The 18733-nt window shown below is 48.1% G+C and carries 18 protein-coding genes; 12 read left to right on the top strand and 6 right to left on the bottom strand.

Annotated features, from left to right (window positions below):
* Position 1: 1 nt before the first annotated feature.
* From ASD24_RS08735 to mglC, 4 genes are all read left to right on the top strand, one after another.
* A complete protein-coding gene (locus tag ASD24_RS08735; protein WP_056694515.1) occupies positions 2-1111 on the top strand; it encodes a substrate-binding domain-containing protein in 1110 nt (369 codons plus the stop codon).
* Positions 1112-1446: 335 nt separating this feature from the next.
* Positions 1447-2508, top strand: a complete 1062-nt coding sequence (locus ASD24_RS08730; RefSeq protein ID WP_056694513.1) for a galactose ABC transporter substrate-binding protein — start codon at positions 1447-1449, stop codon at positions 2506-2508.
* A 77-nt stretch (positions 2509-2585) separates the two neighbouring features.
* Positions 2586-4091 carry a sugar ABC transporter ATP-binding protein gene (locus ASD24_RS08725; protein ID WP_056694511.1) on the top strand — a complete coding sequence of 502 codons (1506 nt, stop codon included), beginning with the start codon at positions 2586-2588 and terminating at the stop codon, positions 4089-4091.
* A gap of 15 nt (positions 4092-4106) precedes the next feature.
* Positions 4107-5126, top strand: a complete 1020-nt coding sequence (mglC, locus tag ASD24_RS08720) for a galactose/methyl galactoside ABC transporter permease MglC (protein WP_056694510.1) — start codon at positions 4107-4109, stop codon at positions 5124-5126.
* 59 nt (positions 5127-5185) lie between these two features.
* Here mglC and ASD24_RS08715 read toward each other — a convergent pair whose 3' ends face one another.
* Complete coding sequence (locus tag ASD24_RS08715) at positions 5186-5524, bottom strand: hypothetical protein (protein ID WP_056694508.1); 339 nt, start codon at positions 5522-5524, stop codon at positions 5186-5188.
* Between the two features lie 254 nt (positions 5525-5778).
* On the opposite strand from ASD24_RS08715, the gene ASD24_RS08710 reads away from it, so the two are divergent.
* The gene (locus tag ASD24_RS08710; protein WP_235540468.1) at positions 5779-7350 is read left to right on the top strand and encodes a sensor histidine kinase; all 1572 of its coding nucleotides are present in this window, start codon (positions 5779-5781) and stop codon (positions 7348-7350) included.
* A 90-nt stretch (positions 7351-7440) separates the two neighbouring features.
* Here ASD24_RS08710 and ASD24_RS08705 read toward each other — a convergent pair whose 3' ends face one another.
* From ASD24_RS08705 to ASD24_RS08695, 3 genes are all read right to left on the bottom strand, one after another.
* A complete protein-coding gene (locus ASD24_RS08705) occupies positions 7441-9267 on the bottom strand; it encodes an ABC transporter ATP-binding protein (protein WP_056694506.1) in 1827 nt (608 codons plus the stop codon).
* Positions 9260-11011 (bottom strand): ABC transporter ATP-binding protein, encoded by a 1752-nt coding sequence (locus ASD24_RS08700; protein WP_056694503.1) that lies wholly within the window; start codon positions 11009-11011, stop codon positions 9260-9262. The genes ASD24_RS08705 and ASD24_RS08700 overlap by 8 nt, the downstream gene beginning before the upstream one ends.
* A gap of 64 nt (positions 11012-11075) precedes the next feature.
* A complete protein-coding gene (locus ASD24_RS08695; RefSeq protein WP_056694501.1) occupies positions 11076-11510 on the bottom strand; it encodes a MarR family winged helix-turn-helix transcriptional regulator in 435 nt (144 codons plus the stop codon).
* Between the two features lie 261 nt (positions 11511-11771).
* On the opposite strand from ASD24_RS08695, the gene ASD24_RS08690 reads away from it, so the two are divergent.
* The 6 genes from ASD24_RS08690 to pcp all read left to right on the top strand — a co-directional run bounded on the left by ASD24_RS08690 (position 11772) and on the right by pcp (position 16577).
* Positions 11772-12644, top strand: coding sequence for an NUDIX hydrolase (locus ASD24_RS08690; protein WP_235540479.1), 873 nt, complete (start codon positions 11772-11774; stop codon positions 12642-12644).
* Between the two features lie 50 nt (positions 12645-12694).
* Entirely contained in the window at positions 12695-13186 is a 492-nt protein-coding gene (locus ASD24_RS08685; protein ID WP_056694496.1) for an NADAR family protein, read from the top strand.
* Positions 13179-14123 (top strand): TIGR02452 family protein, encoded by a 945-nt coding sequence (locus tag ASD24_RS08680; RefSeq protein WP_082560338.1) that lies wholly within the window; start codon positions 13179-13181, stop codon positions 14121-14123. Before ASD24_RS08685 ends, ASD24_RS08680 begins: the two co-directional genes overlap by 8 nt.
* Positions 14124-14150: 27 nt before the next feature.
* Positions 14151-14573, top strand: a complete 423-nt coding sequence (locus ASD24_RS08675; RefSeq protein ID WP_056694494.1) for a macro domain-containing protein — start codon at positions 14151-14153, stop codon at positions 14571-14573.
* Positions 14574-14874: 301 nt separating this feature from the next.
* Positions 14875-15876, top strand: coding sequence for a Gfo/Idh/MocA family protein (locus ASD24_RS08670; RefSeq protein WP_056694491.1), 1002 nt, complete (start codon positions 14875-14877; stop codon positions 15874-15876).
* 71 nt (positions 15877-15947) lie between these two features.
* Positions 15948-16577, top strand: coding sequence for a pyroglutamyl-peptidase I (gene pcp / locus ASD24_RS08665; RefSeq protein ID WP_056694488.1), 630 nt, complete (start codon positions 15948-15950; stop codon positions 16575-16577).
* 202 nt (positions 16578-16779) lie between these two features.
* Here the strand turns inward: pcp and ASD24_RS08660 are convergent, their stop codons facing one another.
* Positions 16780-17622: a 1,4-dihydroxy-6-naphthoate synthase gene (locus ASD24_RS08660; protein ID WP_056694485.1), complete on the bottom strand. Its 843-nt coding sequence runs from the start codon at positions 17620-17622 to the stop codon at positions 16780-16782.
* Positions 17619-18125 carry a futalosine hydrolase gene (locus ASD24_RS31410; protein ID WP_327205236.1) on the bottom strand — a complete coding sequence of 169 codons (507 nt, stop codon included), beginning with the start codon at positions 18123-18125 and terminating at the stop codon, positions 17619-17621. The genes ASD24_RS08660 and ASD24_RS31410 overlap by 4 nt, the downstream gene beginning before the upstream one ends.
* Between ASD24_RS31410 and ASD24_RS31405 the strand changes: the two genes are divergently transcribed.
* Complete coding sequence (locus tag ASD24_RS31405; RefSeq protein WP_327205237.1) at positions 18088-18558, top strand: hypothetical protein; 471 nt, start codon at positions 18088-18090, stop codon at positions 18556-18558. The genes ASD24_RS31410 and ASD24_RS31405 overlap by 38 nt on opposite strands.
* The last annotated feature ends 175 nt before the right edge of the window (positions 18559-18733 follow it).

The raw sequence follows: 18733 nt of genomic DNA, 5'->3' as shown, positions 1-18733 counted from the left end.
AATGAATAACTCAATCAAGTCCAAACGGGCTGTCTCTATCCCAATATTCCGCAGTGTAGGGCTCGCAATCACATGCTGTTTCCTACTTTTATGTATGGCTTGTAACATTGCAGGAGAGCCTTCGACTGGCACTTCGCATCGTATCGCATTAATAACGCCAGCAGGAACGGGTGAACTGGCTGAAGCTATTCAGCTAGGTGCAGAAGCCGCCGCCAAAGAACAAGGAGCTGATTTGGTTACAGTGGAAGCTTTCGGTACCGGATCTGTTTCTCGCACACGAGATGGATCTGGAGCTGGACTCCTTTTAAGAAAAAATGAAATAGATTCACAATGGATTAATCTTCCACAGCGTGAACGTGAACAGGCTCAGGTGGATGCGGCTGCTCAGGCACTGCAACAGGGAGCGACTGCTCTATTGGTTGATCCACTTAGTGAGGAGACGCTGAGTAACATCCTACACCTAGCTCAAACGAAAAGCCCAACAGGGAACATTGCACCTGTCATTGTGCTGAATGATGAGTTTCCTGTGAAAGGCATCACCAGTGTCATCTCCATGGATAACCTGGAGGCTGGGCGAAAGGCGGGGCATGCTATGGCAGATCTGCTTGGAACCAAGGGGAGGGTTGCTTTACTGGGGCCTGACCTTATGAATCCAGGTTTGGTTCACCGCGAGCAGGGTGTGGAGGAAGCGCTGGCCGAATATCCTGACCTGAAAATGGTCCCTTATTCGGTGTGCAGTAATCGGGAGGTCTGCTGGCAAGCGACGAAGCAGTTAATGGATCAGAGCCGGGTGGACGGCATAATTACGCTTCAGGAATCGGCCTCTCTTGGGGCAGCGGACGAACTGAATCGTCGTAAGCGCAGTGGGAGCATCAAGCTTGTCGGATTCGGCAGTGAGCAGCAACAACTGGAACAACTGCAGGAAGGTGTTATCCAGCAATTGATCGTGCAGAATGGATTCAGCGCAGGATATCTAGGTGTGAATCAGGCAGTCGCACGCCTGAACAGTAGCCATGTAGAGCCCAGGGTAACATTGGAAACCAAGCTGGTGAGCACAGATAATATGTTCTGGATGGATAATCAGAAGCTGCTGTTTCCTTTTGTACAATGAGGTGGTTATTTGTAATGACACAAGAGAGTTTTCTTTCTATAAATACAACTTAAAATTTACACGAGAACGGAGAGGTCAGAAATAACCAGGAGAAGCGGAGCGGTCGCCTTTATCACCGGATTGTTCCCTTTGAAAAAGGGATTTCAGAAAATCTGGGGATAACAGCGATTGGAAGGTTATTCTGTCATCGGAGTGGACTGTGTAAATCAATAGTTTTTGGAACTGAGGAAGATTTCGATAAAACAGATGAAGATATTGTATTCGAATTTGTTGTAAACCCTTTCATAATAAAGACATCGGTGAAGCCGAATGAACTTGGGGGAGGTCATTAGGATATGAAAAAGACTTGGATGACATTGCTGTTAACGGCATGTATGGTTGCTGCGGCGGGCTGTAGCAGTGGTGGAGACAGTGCGGGTGGAAGTACAGGAACGGACACGGGTGGTCAAGCGGCATCCACTACGGATACCCCTAAGATCGGGGTGGCGATCTACAAATTCGATGATACCTTCATGACCGGAGTGCGGAATTCAATGACATCTGCTGCTGAGGGGAAGGCGACACTGGATATTGTCGATAGTCAGAATGCACAGCCAACCCAGAACGAGAAAGTCGACCTGTTTGTATCCAAAAAGTATAATGCCATGGCGGTTAACCCGGTGGATCGAACTGCTGCGGGCGTTATTATCGACAAAGCCAAAGCTGCCAGCATTCCAGTGGTGTTCCTGAACCGGGAACCCGTTGCGGAGGATATGAACAAGTGGGATAAAGTGTACTACGTAGGCGCAAAGGCTGAGGAGTCTGGTACAATCTCGGGTCAACTCATTGTGGACTACTGGAAGGCTCACCCGGAGGCAGACAAAAACGGAGATGGCAAACTGCAATACGTCATGCTGAAAGGAGAGCCTGGTCACCAAGATGCGGAGCTTCGAACCAAATATTCCGTGCAGGCGATTCAAGATGCTGGAATTGAAGTAGAAGCCTTAGCAGAGGATACGGCGATGTGGGATCGGGTCAAAGGACAGGAGAAAATGCAGGCATTCCTTGCCTCCCATGGAGACAAAATCGAAGCAGTATTAGCCAATAACGATGATATGGCGCTTGGGGCAATTGAAGCGCTGAAGGCGGCTGGATATTTCAAGGACGGCAAAACGATGCCGGTGGTCGGTGTGGATGCTACAGCACCAGCGATTCAGGCTCTTCAAGATGGCACGATGCTGGGTACAGTGCTGAATGATGCCAAAAATCAGGGTGCTGCGACGGTTGCGCTGGCCTCGGTTTTGGCGAAGGGAGAAACACCTACGAAAGAAAACACCGGCTATGATATCACGGATGGGAAGTACGTCTGGATTGCTTACAAAAAAATTACGAAAGACAACATTGCCGACGCCCAATAAACAACAGCAGACAAAGGGACGTCCGTCGAGTGGTGAGGGCGTCCCTTTTTGACGGCATAAGGAAGGGGAGATGAAGGATGGAATCACCTTACCTATTGGAGATGGAGGGAATATCCAAGGCATTCCCGGGTGTGCAGGCACTAAGTCAGGTTACTTTGAATGTGAAGCCGGGAACAGTTCATGCTCTTATGGGGGAAAATGGGGCTGGTAAGTCCACTTTAATGAAATGTTTATTTGGCATGTACCGTCCAGATGAAGGGCGTATCCGAATAGAGGGGAAGGAAGTGGAGATTCCAAGCTCCAAGGCTGCACTGCAGCATGGTATCTCGATGATTCATCAGGAATTGAATCCAGTACCCCATCGGCCGGTCATGGAGAATATCTGGCTAGGACGATTTCCTATGAGTGGATTATTCGTTAACGAGAAACGGATGTATAGCGATACATTGACATTATTCGAGGATCTGAATCTAGACATTGATCCGAAGGTCAATGCAGGAACGCTATCCGTATCGAAAATTCAATCCATGGAAATTGCCAAGGCGGTTTCTTTTCATTCAAAAGTAATTGTCATGGATGAACCGACATCCTCCTTGACGGGCAAGGAAGTAGAGCAGCTCTTCGCAATCATCAATGAACTGCGCAGCCGCGGTGTGTCGATTATCTACATTTCCCACAAAATGGAGGAGATTCTGACCATATCCGATGAAGTCACCATTATGCGTGATGGGTTCGTCGTTGGAACATGGAATGCAGAGGATCTTACGACAGACCTGATCATCACCCGTATGGTGGGGCGAGATCTGAGTGAACGATTCCCTGAACGAACGAATGTACCTGGAGACGTTATTCTGAAGGCAGAAGCACTAACGTCCAGCCAGCCGAACTCTTTCCAAGATGTATCGTTTGAGCTGAGAAAGGGGGAAGTGCTCGGTGTTGGTGGACTTGTGGGCGCACAACGAACGGAGCTGATTGAGTCCTTATTTGGACTCCGTACACTTCGCTCAGGTACAATCTCCATTCATGGACGTAAAGTGAAAATCAACTCACCTGCAGCAGCTAAACGTCACAATATTGCACTGCTGACCGAGGAACGAAGGGTGACTGGAATATTCCCTGTGTTATCCGTGTATGAAAATACGATTATTGCTAGCCTTAGCCGGTACCGTAACCGGATTGGATTGCTCGATGAGGCCAAAGGACGAGAGGTAGCTCGTGAGCAGACAGAGAAGTTCAGAACCAAAACGCCTTCAGTTAACACGCTGATTCGAAACCTTTCGGGTGGTAATCAACAAAAGGTACTGCTTGCCCGCTGGCTTCTGACCGATCCTGAGATTTTGCTCTTAGATGAACCTACTCGTGGCATCGACGTAGGTGCCAAATTCGAGATATACACGATTATTACGGAGCTGGCTCGTCAGGGCAAAAGCATCATTATGATCAGCTCAGAAATGCCTGAATTACTGGGGATGTCGGATCGCATCATGGTCATGAGTGAGGGACGGCTAACGGGGATCGTAGACGGAGCCGAAGCAACGGAGCAGGATATTATGCGACTGGCCGCGCAGCAGCGGATGGCCTAGTCAGGAGGGGAACACATGAACACGCAGGTCGTCAATCAGGTGAAGCAATATGTAGCGCAGCGCGCGATCTTCATCGTACTCATTCTACTGGTCATTGGCATCGCAATAGCTGATCCGAATTTCCTTGCATTCTCTACTTTGCGGGATATATTACAGCAATCCTCCACCCGAGCGATCATCGCACTTGGAGCTGCTTTTATACTAATCACGGGCGGTGTCGATCTGTCTGCTGGTCGCGTCGTAGGTCTAACGGCTGTTGTCTCGGCCTCGATGTTGCAGATAGACGAATATGCCAATCGCTTCTTTCCCGATCTTGTGCAACTGTGGGTATGGATACCGATTTTTGTAGGCATAGTAGCTGGTTTAGCTGTCGGTTTGGTCAATGGAATCATTGTTGCCAAATTGCATGTTCCTCCATTTATTGCGACCCTAGGTACGATGGTTGCCGTATATGGATTGAACTCGATCTATTTCGACACCGAGCCTAACCAATCTCAACCGATCGGTGGTCTGAGAGACGATTTTACCGTCATCGGTTCGGGATACATTGATCTTGGCGGTGGATACTCGATTCCTTACATCGTATTAATTGCTATTTTTGTAGCACTCATCTGCTGGGTCGTCTTCAACAAGACACGTCTTGGGAAAAATATGTATGCGATTGGCGGCAACATTCAGGCAGCGCATGTATCTGGTATTCATGTCGCACGTAACCTAGTCGTATTATATGCTATTGCGGGTGCACTGTATGGTCTAGGCGGTGTGCTGGAAGCAGCACGTACAGGCGGAGCAACGAACAATTACGGTAATATGTATGAGCTTGATGCGATTGCTGCATGTGTTGTTGGGGGGGTATCTACAGCCGGAGGAATCGGTACGGTACCTGGGGTCATGGCGGGTGTATTGATCTTCGGGGTCATTAACTATGGCCTGACCTTTATTGGGGTGAGTCCGTACTGGCAGTTAATTATCAAAGGTCTGATCATCGTGGCAGCCGTTGCATTTGATATTCGTAAGTATATGGCTAAAAAATAAATCATAATCACCTTAGAAGCCAGCTCCTAGGAATAATAGGGGCTGGCTTCTTCATTAGCTCATCTACCGAATATGAACCATATTACTCCGTATAGGGGGAAGATCAACACGCTGAATATGAGCATAAATGAACCGATCCTGTAGGCTAATTTTGCACCATAGTTCATATGAAACTTTCGTGCGATAACGACAGTCGCAACCCAGAAGACGATCGCTGCAACAAATGTAAGATGAACTCCCTGATTACCATTGCTATAGATCGGCCAGTTCAAAGATTGGAATAGATAATAGCTAACTTGGAACTGTTCCTTCCCCCATGGGAAGTTAAAGGCGAACCCCATAGTTAGCACAAGCAGAGCCAGCGTACCTATACCTATTGGTTTGTGTTGTTGTTCCATGAAGCACCTCCAATACAATTTATCATCCAAATTAACCCATTAATGTATTGTATCATATTACCCCATATCAAGTTGGGAAAATGAAACAGAATCATGTTGAATTTAGAAGACCCTCCATTAATCGACAACATCAGCTCGTCACAATCGATATAATATATGCAAATCGGGTTGTTTAACACCCGTTCTCATGTAAATGTCTAGTTCAATCGATATGGATAAGGATAGGTGTAATAGGCCAAAGGGGGCGAGGCTGTTTGCTAAGTTACACGATGAAAATAATCATTTTTCCATTGGGAAGTCTATTGGTAATCGTCTCTTCTCACATGCTGGAACGTACCTCTTATTTAATGCTAGCCATAGGTGCAGGTGTGTTGTTTGTAGCGAGTATCCTAGCCGAGGGGCGTTATCCTGTTCTGCGGAAGGTACATTGGATCTTCCTCGGGGTATTTCATTATTTAACAGAGCTGAATTGGTGCAATATGCTGTATTATATGCTCATTATGTCCCTGATTCAGAATAAACAGCGTGTAACACAGACACTGCCTATTTCAATTATTCTCATGTTACAATATACCGCTATTCGGCTCTCGTATGTGCCGATTGATGCTTATACATTGTTGGTATCTTTGTTTGATATGATTACAGCGGTTGTCATCATCTTTTTGTACCATACGCTAATTAACAGTGAAGCTGAGAAGCGTCGACTTCGGGAGAAAAATCAATTCTTGACCCTTCATGATCCGTTAACGGGGCTACTGAATTACGAAGGCTATTTGGGAGTAATTAAACAAGTCGTGGAGGAACGTCGTTCCTTTACGTTGATACTGCTGAGCATTCAAAATTTCAATGGCTTTAGCCAAGAAGTCGAAGCGAATTGGTGTACAGTGATCAAAGATACAGGAAATCGCATACGGGAACGCTTTGCAGATGCTCACGGCATATCACGTTATGCAGGTGATCGATTTGCGATCATACATCCGGAAATAAAGGATGTAGATGAACGTATGCTGTCGTTATTATCCGAGAAGTTACAAGGATTACAAGTCGTATACAGCACATCAACATATCCCGCAGAAGCTGCGTCACATCAGCAATTAATGACGATCGCTGAAGATCGTCTGCTCCGGCAACAACGTAGTAAGTGGCTCAAAAACGAAGAAGAGACGTTTCGTTCTGAAAGGCTGAGGTCTGTCGGTGAACTGGCTGCGGGTATGGCACATGAAATTCGTAACCCACTGACAGCTATTCGTGGTTTCTTGCAGCTATCTAAAGGACAAGCCTTCAATATTGCTCCATGGTATGAGGTAATCATGGGAGAGGTGACCCGGGTGACGGATCTCACCGCTGAATTTCTGCAATTTTCTAAACCTCAGGCGAATCATATGAAACCAGAACAGCTAGCTCATTGTTTGGAGCGGGTGATGTCACTAACTGAATCAGATGCTGTATCGCGTGGACATCGAATCACGCTTGAGATGACGGAGCAACCTGTGGTTGTGAACATGGATCGGGACAAAATCGTACAGGTATTGATTAACCTGATACGTAATGCTTTTGAAGCTATGACTGATCCGGGAGAGGTACATATCGATCTTCTACATGATGGAGATAGAGCGCTCATCTCGATTACGGATACAGGGAGCGGTATTCCAGCACAGACAATCTCCAAAATATTCAACCCATTTTATACAACGAAGGAAGAAGGAACGGGACTGGGTTTAGCTTTATGTCAGAAAATTGTTCAGGATCATCAAGGGAAAATTATCGTTAAAAGCATAGAGGGAAGCGGTTCGACGTTTACGTTATACTTTCCGCTCGTTGCTTGAAGCTAAAAACACGCCGTGCATCCTTCGAGGAAGGGTGCACGGCGTGTTTGCTAGTGTAGTGAAGAAGAGGTGAATAAGAGGGCATCACGACTAACTGAGATGTCCCTGATGTAACTGGTAGTAGAAGCCTTGTTTCTTCATCAGCGTCTCATGGTTACCTCGCTCCGTGATTTCGCCTGCGTCAATGACAAGAATCTGGTCTGCTTCACGAATCGTACTGAGCCTGTGGGCGATGACGAAACTCGTTCGACCTTTCATCAGCGTCCGCATCGCTTGTTGAATATGCATTTCCGTCCGTGTGTCTATACTACTCGTTGCTTCATCAAGAATGAGAATAGCTGGATCTGCCAAGATCGCTCTAGCGATGGTTAACAATTGACGTTGACCTTGGCTTAAGTTGCTGCCACCAGCAATGATTGAGGTATCGTACCCTTGCGGCAACTTACGAATGAATGAGTGTGCATTGGCAAGCTCGGCCGCCTGCCGAATCTGCTCTATTGTTGCATCCGGTTTACCATAAGCGATATTGTCCCGGATGGTGCCTGAGAATAGGTAAGCATCTTGCAGCACAATGCCAAGCTCACGCCGCAGAGGATCTTTCTCCAATTCGGCAATATCACAATCATCGATCGTAATTCGCCCACCCGTAATGTCGTAGAAGCGGGGCAGTAGATTAATAATCGTTGTTTTACCTGCACCCGTTGGGCCAACCAGTGCAATCATCTCGCCTGGCTGAGCGGTAAAGCTTACATCTTTGAGAATAGGTCTTTCGGGTGTATATCCGAAGGATACATGTTCGAATACAACCTTGCCCCGAATCTGATCCAGTTGCTTTTTCTGTTCCTCCACGTACTCGCTTGGTGTATCAATAATATGAAACACACGCTCGGCACCAGCAATCGCGGCTTGAATCAAATTGTACTGGTTCGCGAGATCATTAATCGGGCGTTCAATCTGACGGGAATAAGCAAGGAAACTTACAATCAGACCGATGGACGTCAGATTATGATACGCCATCCAGCCTCCAACAGCAGCCAGAATAGCGAAGCCGATATTGTTCATCACGTTCATGGTAGGGCCAACTAATCCGGAAACGCTCTGAGCCTGCGTACTGGATACACGTAGCTTCTCGTTGAGTCCGACAAAATGCTTATGAGCCTCATTCTGACGATTATAGGCAGTGACGACCTTTTGCCCGGCAATCGTCTCTTGCGCATAACCATTCAGTTCACCAAGCAACTTCTGCTGTGCTGTGAAATGCTTACGCGTTTTGGAAGCGATCAGCCGCGTGGCAATCGTAATTAACGGTACAGTAATTAAGCTGAGAAGGGTGAGCCGCACATCCAAAGCGAGCATGATGGATAAGGAGCCAACGAGCAGAATGGCACTCGACATCAATTGGGTCACACTCTGGTTCAGTGTGGTGGATACATTATCAATGTCATTGGTAGCACGACTCATCAGATCGCCGCTCTGATTTTTATCGAAAAAGCTGATCGGAAGCTGCTGCAACCGGGAGAAGAGATCTTGGCGTAGATCCTTCACCGTAAGCTGAGACACACCGATCATGACGAAGGATTGAGCCCACATCATGAGAGAGCCTAGAACATACACGGCCAGTAACAAAAGGCATTCCTTTAGAAGCCCCTCCGTTATTCTGGGGACAATATGTTCGTTCACTGCTCGGCCGAGCAGATAAGGGCCAGCAAGATTTAACAACGTACCAATGGCAGTCAAGATCAGTGCGGCAATGACGCCTGCTCGATGTTGCCCCATATAGGACCAAACTCGGAGAATAGCGTGTTTTGCATTGTTCGCGCGAACCTTAGGTACTGGCCCTCTGCCTGGTGGCCCCATTCTGCCACTGATTGGAGGCAAGGCAGTTGATGGACTGGAGGAAGATATAGGTTTAGCCATAGTGAACATCCTCCTTCCGCTGTTGTGAATCATAGATCGACTGGTAGAGCGGCGAATGTGCCATGAGTTGATCATGTGTGCCGCTAGCTACAATGCGTCCTTCTTCAAGCACATAGATACAATCAGCATCCTGTACGGAAGAGATTCGCTGGGCAATCAATATCGTGGTGCTGTCTTTCATCAACGTATGCAATGACTTCTGTATGCTCGCTTCGGTTCGCAGATCTACAGCGCTTGTACTGTCATCTAAGATGAGAACCTCCGGTTGCATAAGAAGCGCACGTGCAATAGAAATCCGCTGTTTCTGACCGCCTGAGAGGTTGACGCCCCGTTGTCCTAGCTCGGTGTCATAACCGTCCTTCAGGTTCATAATGAATTCATGTGCAGCCGCTGCTTGCGCAGCTTGACGAATCTCTTCCTCAGTTGCATTGGGTTTGCCATAACCGATATTGTCACGAATGCTGCCACTAAACAGGATGGATTCCTGTAAGACAATGGAGACGCGGCTGCGAAGATCATGCAGATCCCATTGCTTTACGTTCATTCCATTGACGAGGACTTCGCCTTGTGAGGCATCATACAATCGGGGAATTAACTGTACCAGTGAGGTTTTGCCTGAGCCGGTAGAGCCGAGTAAAGCTACTTTTTCCCCTGGTTTAGCTGTAAAGGTGATTCCAGTCAACGCAGGCTCTCCGTCATACCCGAAAGAAACGTCTCTGAATTCCACCTGTCCAGAACTACTGCGATTTATATCTCTTAATGTTGTGCCTTCACGAACAATGGCACTTCCAGATTGAATATCCGGCTGCGTGTGGAGAACCTCGTTGATCCGAGCAGCAGATACCTTAGCACGAGAGAAGCTCATCATCATCATTCCGATAGAGGTAAGTGATGAGAGTACAACCGTTACATAGTTAATAAAAGCAATCAGATCCCCGGCAGCGATGCTACCTCCGACCACCTGATAACCGCCAAACCATAATACCGCTACGATTGTTGCATTCAGCATGAGGCTCAGAACAGGAGCATTCAATGTTACAATGCGCCATGCCTTCACCGCAGTTTCGGTATAATCTTGATTGGATTGCTTAAAGCGTGAACGCTCCAGGTTCGCACGGGCAAATGCCTTGACGACACGAATGCCAGCAAGGTTTTCCTGCAGAACAGCATTAACCTTATCCAGTTTATCCTGAACACTTGCGAACAGGGGATACGAGGCTCGGATGAGCACATAGAGCAGAATAAACAGAACCGGCATCGTCAAGATCAGAATGAGCGCCAGCTTGACACTAATCGTAAAAGCCATAATGACACTTCCGATGATCAGCATCGGTGAGCGGATAAACATGCGCAGAAGCATCTGCACAAAGGTCTGCATCTGTGTAATATCACTCGTGAGCCGAGTGATTAGAGAGCCTTCACGGAACGTATCCAGATTGCGGAAGGAGAAGGTCTGAATATGATCAAACAACTCCTGACGTAGATCTGTACCATATCCGACCGCAGCCTTACTGGAAAATAACGTACAACCCGCTCCTCCAACCCAGCCGATCAGCGCAAATAAAAGCATAAATAATCCTGTCCGTATAATGTGGGACAGGTCTCCTGCAAGCACCCCATCATCAACAATGCTTGACATTAGTTTCGGCTGAAGCAGATCCATGGTAACCTCAAGAACCATGAGCAGCGGGGCGAGGATAGCGGCTGACTTATAAGGGGTTAAAAATCGTTTTAACGACCACAATCGGAAAATCACCTCATCTCATATTGCATTTCATGCTGCATGATTTGTAGAACTAGTAACTACATTAAATATCACGTAAATTCTGCACCATACGCTGCGCGAGCGTAGACATCATCTGTGATTCTTCGGGGGTGAAGCCTTTCTGAGCCTGTTCCTCCAGCTCTTGGAATACCTCTCTTAGGTCATGCAGTGCAGTGCGCCCAAGATCCGTGAGGTACACCCGTAGACTTCGCTGATCCTTCGGATCGGGTTCCCGTCTTACATAGCCCGATGTTTCCATCCTCTTCAGCATCACGGTTACGGTAGCCGGTGTGCGCCGAAGCTGTTCAGCTAGATGTTTCTGAGTCTGGCCGTCTTCACGTTCCAACTGGAATAGAAGGGGAGGCTGACCGGGATACAGCTCGGGGTGGTTAACAAGCCTCTCATGAATTTTGTAACGCTGAAGCTTGACGAGTTCGGATAGCTGTCCCATTAGCCGTTCATTACGTGCTGGATTCATACGTTTCCATCCTTTTAGTTAGTCGACTAACTAAATGATAAGTTTGATTTGACATAAGGTCAAGGGATTTTACTACTTATTTCGGTTCAACGCTTAGGCATGGGAAATATTGACTCGAGCGAGATCGATATGTTAAATTGATATTATCTTAATGTTAATAACAAAATGTTAATAACAAACCGGAGTATTTTTTTCAATATAAAGTACATGGGGGTTCTTCTGGTGGACGGTTCAAGAAGTGAAGAGCAAAAGCATGAGCAAATGAGTGAGCAACAGTTTCTAGCAACCTATAACGTGGAGGATTACGAGCGTCCTTCGGTCACCGTCGATATGCTTGTATTTACGATTCGCAATGAGACACAGTCCAATTATCGTAAACTTGCAGAGCCTGCACTTCAGCTCTTAATGATTCGACGAGGAGGGCATCCCTATCTGGGGCAGTGGGCACTCCCGGGAGGATTCGTATCCATGGATGAGTCTCTGGAAGAAGCTGCGCGCAGGGAGCTATACACAGAGACTGGATTAGACAACATCTATTTGGAACAACTATACACCTGGGGAGATGTCCGCCGTGATCCTCGTACACGTGTCATCAGTTGTTCCTATATGGCATTAGTGGATAGCAGTGAGCTAGAGCTGGAAGCTGGTGATGATGCAAGCGAAGCGGACTGGTTCCGAATGGAGCAGCGACTGGTGGAGGAGAAGCGCCATATCCACGAGCATGGGCGAATAACCGAGCGACGGATTCAGTTGATTTTGATGAATGGAACTGAGGAGTTATCGGCTGTGATCGAAACCAAGGAATCGATAGAAGGGCGAGTACGGAGCAATAGCATACGGGTGGTGGAAGCGCAGGGAATTGCCTTTGATCATGCCAAGATTATTTTGTATGCCCTGGAGCGTCTGCGCTCGAAGGTGGAGTATACAGACATTGCATTTAATCTCATGCCCGACACGTTTACACTAACGGCATTACAGAAAGTATACGAAATTATCGGTGGCAAAAAGCTGCTGGCGGCTGCTTTTCGGCGTAAAATTGCGGACTGGGTCGTAGAGACGGGGGAATATACAGGCAGTGCAGGACATCGTCCATCCCGCTTATATCGGTTGAATCCTGATCGGCCTGCAACGTAAGTAGACGGATTTAAGTGGAGTATTATATCTAGAGAAAGGAGGAGATTACAATGGAGAAGTTTACTTTCTTCTGGCGCACAGCATCGCCGTTCTCCCAGTGGCATCCCGCAGATTTTGTAGTGAACGGTGTACCTTATACTAGCGCGGAGCAATACATGATGCACCAGAAAGCACTATTGTTCGGAGATCAGGCTATTGCAGATAAAATACTGAAATCAAGCTCCGCATCTGTGCAAAAAAAACTAGGCAGACAGGTTGCTAACTTCAACCAGACGGTCTGGGAAGCGGAGTGCAAGCGCATCGTTTATGAGGGGAATGAAGCGAAATTCACGCAGAATGACGTTCTACTGGAAGCATTGCTGGCTACTCGTGGCACAACCCTTGTAGAAGCAAGTCCAGATGACCGAATCTGGGGAGTAGGCTTAGCGGAAGAAGACCCACGAATTCGGAATCGAAGAACGTGGAGAGGAACGAACTGGTTAGGCGAGATTCTTACCCAGTTGAGAGAGAACATAGAAAGTGGAAGTGATACACATGAGTGAACATAAACAGAACTTGAGTACCAACAGCAAAACGAATCCTAGCCAGCATAGTCATACAAGAACGACTCATAACCAACCGAAGAATCAACGCGCAAGCAGATCGCGTATTGCCCATGAAACGTTAGCTATTCTCGAGCAGGGAAGCTATGTCAATTCATATGATCGGAACGTAAGGATCGATGAGGATATGCAATATGCCATCCAGCATTCAGTGTTATACCGACCAGCAGAGCTGCAAACACTCAAGGATCAGCGGGAACGGGTGTCTCCATCAGCTAACCCATCCAGTACTGTCATCGAAGTTACGGGAGAAACAACACTTGCGGCTGCTGCACGTCTTGTGACGGATGAGCAGTGGAAGGATGTTGTCTGCCTGAACTTTGCTTCAGCCAAAAACCCCGGCGGTGGATTCCTTGGAGGGAGTCAAGCTCAGGAGGAAAGTCTGGCACGTGCAACAGGGCTGTACCCATGCATTGCGCAGATGACAGAGATGTATGAACATAATCGGAAGCTGCGAACCTGTCTATACTCGGATCATATGATCTATTCACCTGCGGTTCCAGTAATTCGTGATGATCAAGATCGATTGTTAGTTAAGCCGTATTGTGCAGCATTTATTACCGCTCCAGCCGTCAATGCGGGTGTTGTGAGAGCGCGAGAAGAAGCTGATGATCAAGTGATCGAGTCGGTCATGAAGCAACGGATTCGGTACATTTTGGACGTAGCAATCGCACATAGACATCGTACCATTGTACTGGGGGCATTTGGCTGTGGCGTATTTCGGAATGATCCTTTGCAGGTCGCGAAGTTTTTCCATGATGTATTGGTACAAGAACATGATCGAGAGGCATTCGAACGAATCGTATTTGCTATCTTTGATCGAACCAAAGAGCAGTCGACGTTGAATGCATTTCAGCAGCGTTTCGCTGGAGCATAACCTATTATTGGGAGGTAGAGAATCAGTATGGAGTTTAGGGAGATACAGCAGGATTTATTCGCCATGGATGAAGACTATTCGCTAGCACATTGTATTTCAGCCGATGCTCGTATGGGGGCAGGGATTGCGGTTCAGTTTAGACAACGATTCGGACTAGAGGGACTACAGGAGCAAGCGAAGCAAGAACCTCTGGAGATCGGAACATGTTATCCAGTAGGGCGAACTTTGAACTTGGTCACGAAGGCGAAGTTCTCGAATAAGCCGACATATCAGTCCTTTACCCGTGCAGTAGAATCCATGCATAGCGTATGTGTCGCTCAAGGAATTCGCAAGCTAGCCATGCCACAGATTGGATGTGGACTGGATCGATTGAAATGGGAGAAGGTACGGACAATTATTCAGGATACATTTGCTGAGACGGATATTGAGATTGTTGTGTGTACGTTATGATCGCTTTATGATCCAGAATAGAGGACTACATCATATCGTTGTTTTGATGGGAAATGGAAATGATATCTGCCCAAAAATAAAACAAAACAAAAACCTTGCTAACGCAGTGGAGTTCATGGTCTGATTCGAACTTTTTCCGTGCCTAGCAGAGGTTTTTTGTTTAGGGTATAGTTTCTTAACGTGAGAATGAAACCATGTTCTGACGTAGCGGATTCTTTTTGGTAAAATAAAGGAGAGTTAACGTTTCCATTGCATGAAAAAGGTCAATTTTTACCGAATAGAGCATTAGGGAGGCTTTCAAATGACAGGAGTTGCTGGAACGGACAAAGTGAAGTGGGGCATTATGGGCACAGGCTGGATCGCATCGCAATTTGCGAAGGATCTGAATCATGCGGGCAATGCTGTGAAGGCGGCAGTGGGTTCTCGGACGCAGGAAAGCGCAGATTCGTTTGCGGCGGAATATGGGTTTGAACGCAGCTATGGCACCTACCAAGAGATGCTGCAAGATCCGGAGTTGGATATCATTTATGTCGCTACACCGCATCCATTCCATAAGGAGAATGTGCTTGCATGTCTGGAAGCGGGGAAAGCCGTGCTGTGCGAGAAGCCTTTTACAATGAATGGCCGTCAGCTAGAGCAACTTGTTGAGACAGCGCGTGAGAACAAGCTTTTCTTAATGGAAGGCATGTGGACACGTTTTCTACCACCGATTGTGCAAGCCAAACAGTGGATTGCGGAGGGACGAATTGGTGATGTACGTCTGGTAAAAGCAGACTTCGGATTCCGTATTGGCTGGGAGCCAGAGGGCAGATTGCTGAATCCAGAACTGGGCGGTGGAGCACTGCTTGATGCAGGAGTGTATCCTATTTCATTCGCTTCAATGATCTTTGGCGAGCAGCCACAGCATGTGTGGAGTACCGCGAACATTGGAGAGACCGGCGTTGATGAACAATTTTCTGTATTGTTGTCTTATTCCGAGGGACGTTCAGCCTCACTGCATGGAGCTATTCGTTTGAACCTAAGCAATGAAGCAGTCATTTATGGTACAGAAGGATACATCCGGTTACCGTTCTTCCTCGCAGGGAAGGAAGCGTATCTGCATGTAAATGGACAAGATGAGCCTGAGAAGTTCACCGATGAGCGTACAAGCATTGGCTATGCGTTCGAGGCAGAAGAAGCGGGACGTTGCATCTTGGAAGGCAAAACAGAAAGTCCAACCATACCGCTGGACGAGTCATTGGAAATTATGAAACTGATGGATACGATTCGTGCGCAGTGGGGACTGCGTTATAAGTTTGAATAATCGTTGATGTTGAACGAACCGAAAACGTTTCGAACCAGATATAGCGTACAACGAGTAGGAGTGAAGGAATCATGCTGAAAATTTTAATTTCTGGATTTGAACCTTTTGGTGGTGATGCAGTGAATCCCACGTCTGAACTAATGGAAGCTCTTACACAGGAAAAGGTGGAGGGAGCGGAGCTGAAGACGGTGCTGCTGCCTGTACACTTTGACGAATGTGCTGATCTTCTGATCACGGAGATGCAGGCGTATAAGCCGGATGTGGTCATCGCTTGTGGACTGGCAAAAGGCAGAACAGCGATTACACCAGAACGCATTGCTGTAAACGTTAAGGATATTCCGCCAAGCTCTTACGCTGATAATCAGGGACAGCGCCCTGTGGACGAGCCAATTCGTGCAGACGGTCCAGATGGGTTATTTTCTACCCTGCCGATCCGTTCTATGGTGAATGAGCTAACCGCAGCAGGTATCCCAGCAGCTGTATCCAATACAGCCGGGACTTACATTTGTAACAATACGATGTATCGTGTGCTGGATTGGATTCGTCTGGAAGAGCTGCCGATCCGTGCGGGATTCGTCCATTTCCCTGCTTCAACGGAGATGGCTGTGCTGCAGCCTGCTGTGCCTTCTTTGCCGATAAGTATGATGTTGGACGGGTTGCAGGTGATGATCCGCACCGTGGTGCACACTGCAAAAGGATAGTGAGTCTTAGTTGAATTTATCCTGATTGAAGCAACTGAACGTATGTATGAACACGGATTCGTATAATGCATAAAAGAAAGGTTCCCAATTCCACGTTGTACGTGAGAGTTGGGAACCTTTCTGCTGAGTGGGTACAGGATATTCTGTACACAGTCAAATAAATTTAATTCATGATGAACTTCAGCGAGCTTGGAGACATTCTCTAGATTCGCAGTAGACTTAGGTCGAATTCAGGTACAAGCCCTTCCTTCATCGCTCTTCCCAGCAGTGCAGTTATTGCACCGTAACCATCATCGCCAAGGTTGGCACTGAACTCATTTACATACAGATCAATATGCTGTGCAGCTACGTCAGGATCCATTTCTTGAGCATGTTCCATCACGTAGGCTTTGGATGCATCCGGGTGTGCCCAGGCGTATTCCACTGAGGCGCGAGCCCATCCAGCCAGTGCTTGAGCGTCCAGATCACGGCGAGCGATGATCGCTCCGAGTGGAATAGGCAGACCTGTATCCTCTTCCCACCAATTGCCGAGATCGGTCATTAATTTGAGGTCATAGTTTTGATAAGTGAAGCGTGCTTCATGAATGACCAATCCTGCATCAATGAGGCCATCGCGGACAGCAGGCATAATCTGATCAAATGGCATCACAACGATCTCACCGACACCACCGGGAACGTTCTGTGCAGCCCAGAGTCGGAATAACATATAGGCGGTTGAGCGTTCGCTAGGTACAGCAACTCGTCGTCCCGAGAGATAAGCGGGATCTGTCGTGCCACTCGCCGTTAACACAAGTGGGCCACAACCTCTGCCGAGCGCACCGCCAGCAGGCAGCAACGCATATTTATCCAGCACATACGGCAAAGCCGCATAGGAAATTTTCATTACATCCGGGATCTCCGGGCCAATCGGGCTCGCAGCGAGACCATTCGTAATATCGATATCCGCGTAGCGAACATCCAACTCAGGTGCTCCTGGAATTAGACCATGCACCCATGCGTGAAAGATAAACGTGTCATTGGGACACGGTGAAAATGCAATTTTCATGATGTAAGTACCTCCCGTAAAATGGAACTTGCCGCCTGGAGCGCATCTAATGCATCCTTGATGCGCCAAGCATCGCGGTCGCGTGGACCGACCGCGTTAGATATGCTACGCAGTTCGAGTGCAGGCACACCGAACTGCTGAGCAGCCGTTGCTACGCCGAAGCCTTCCATGCCTTCGGCGGCGGCATCCGGCACGCGGCGCAATAGCTCCGCGGCCGTCTCGGCTGTTCCGGTCGCCGTGGACACGGTGACCGCAGTGCCTCCGCTGACAGCGTGCCCAGCTCGCTTCAGCGCATCACGCAGGCGGACGGCAAGCGCTGCGTCCGCCGCAACCCGGGACGAGCCGAATCCGAGCTCGTCCACAGAGAGAAAGCCGTCTGGCGCTTGCGAGCCCAGATCGGCAGCAACCATGGCGTCGGCTACCACGAGGGAGCCGACGTCCGCCACGCCGGGGAAGCCGCCGCCGATGCCGGCACTGACCACCAGCGTGTACGCTGAGGTCAGGCCGGTTCCGGCAAGCAGCCCCGGCGCTGTTGATGCGGCAGATGCCTGTGCCGCATCGGGTTGCTCTGGCGCGGTGGCACCTTGCGCCAGAGCAGGGTCTACGGCAGCCGCAGCAGGTGGCGGCGGCGTAGCAAGATCAGGCGCCGTGGCAACCGCCGGCGCCTTCAAACGGCTTGCAGACGCGGCCGCTAAGGCGAGCGCTGCAGCCGTTCCTGCCGCTGCGGAGGCGGGGCCGACACCCGCAGCGATCACGTCAAACATGTCCGCGGCTTTGTCTCCCAGTCCGCGAAGAATAGCTTCTTTCTCTACATCTACGGCAGTGACAATTAATACACGCGAAACTAGAGATGCATTGGGAACATTCATATGTTCTGTATCGTTTAATGCTGAATTATGCTCATTCATTCAAGTCTTCTCCCTTGTGAAGTGCTGAATATGTCATATGTCTATCTTAACGGAAGGGTGAAGGGGAGGACAAGCTTAGAGTATCTACTTGCGTCATAACGAAATATGCTTTGAAAATAAAATCAATATGTCACTACATCCATATTATCGTATCGTGACTAGGATTATATGTCAAAAATAAGTGTTGACAAGGTGTATTAACT

The organism is Paenibacillus sp. Root52, assembly GCF_001426865.1.
GTDB lineage: Bacteria > Bacillota > Bacilli > Paenibacillales > Paenibacillaceae > Paenibacillus.
The sequence above is the reverse complement of the archived record's forward strand: the minus strand, read 5'-3'. Positions and strand labels throughout refer to the sequence as shown.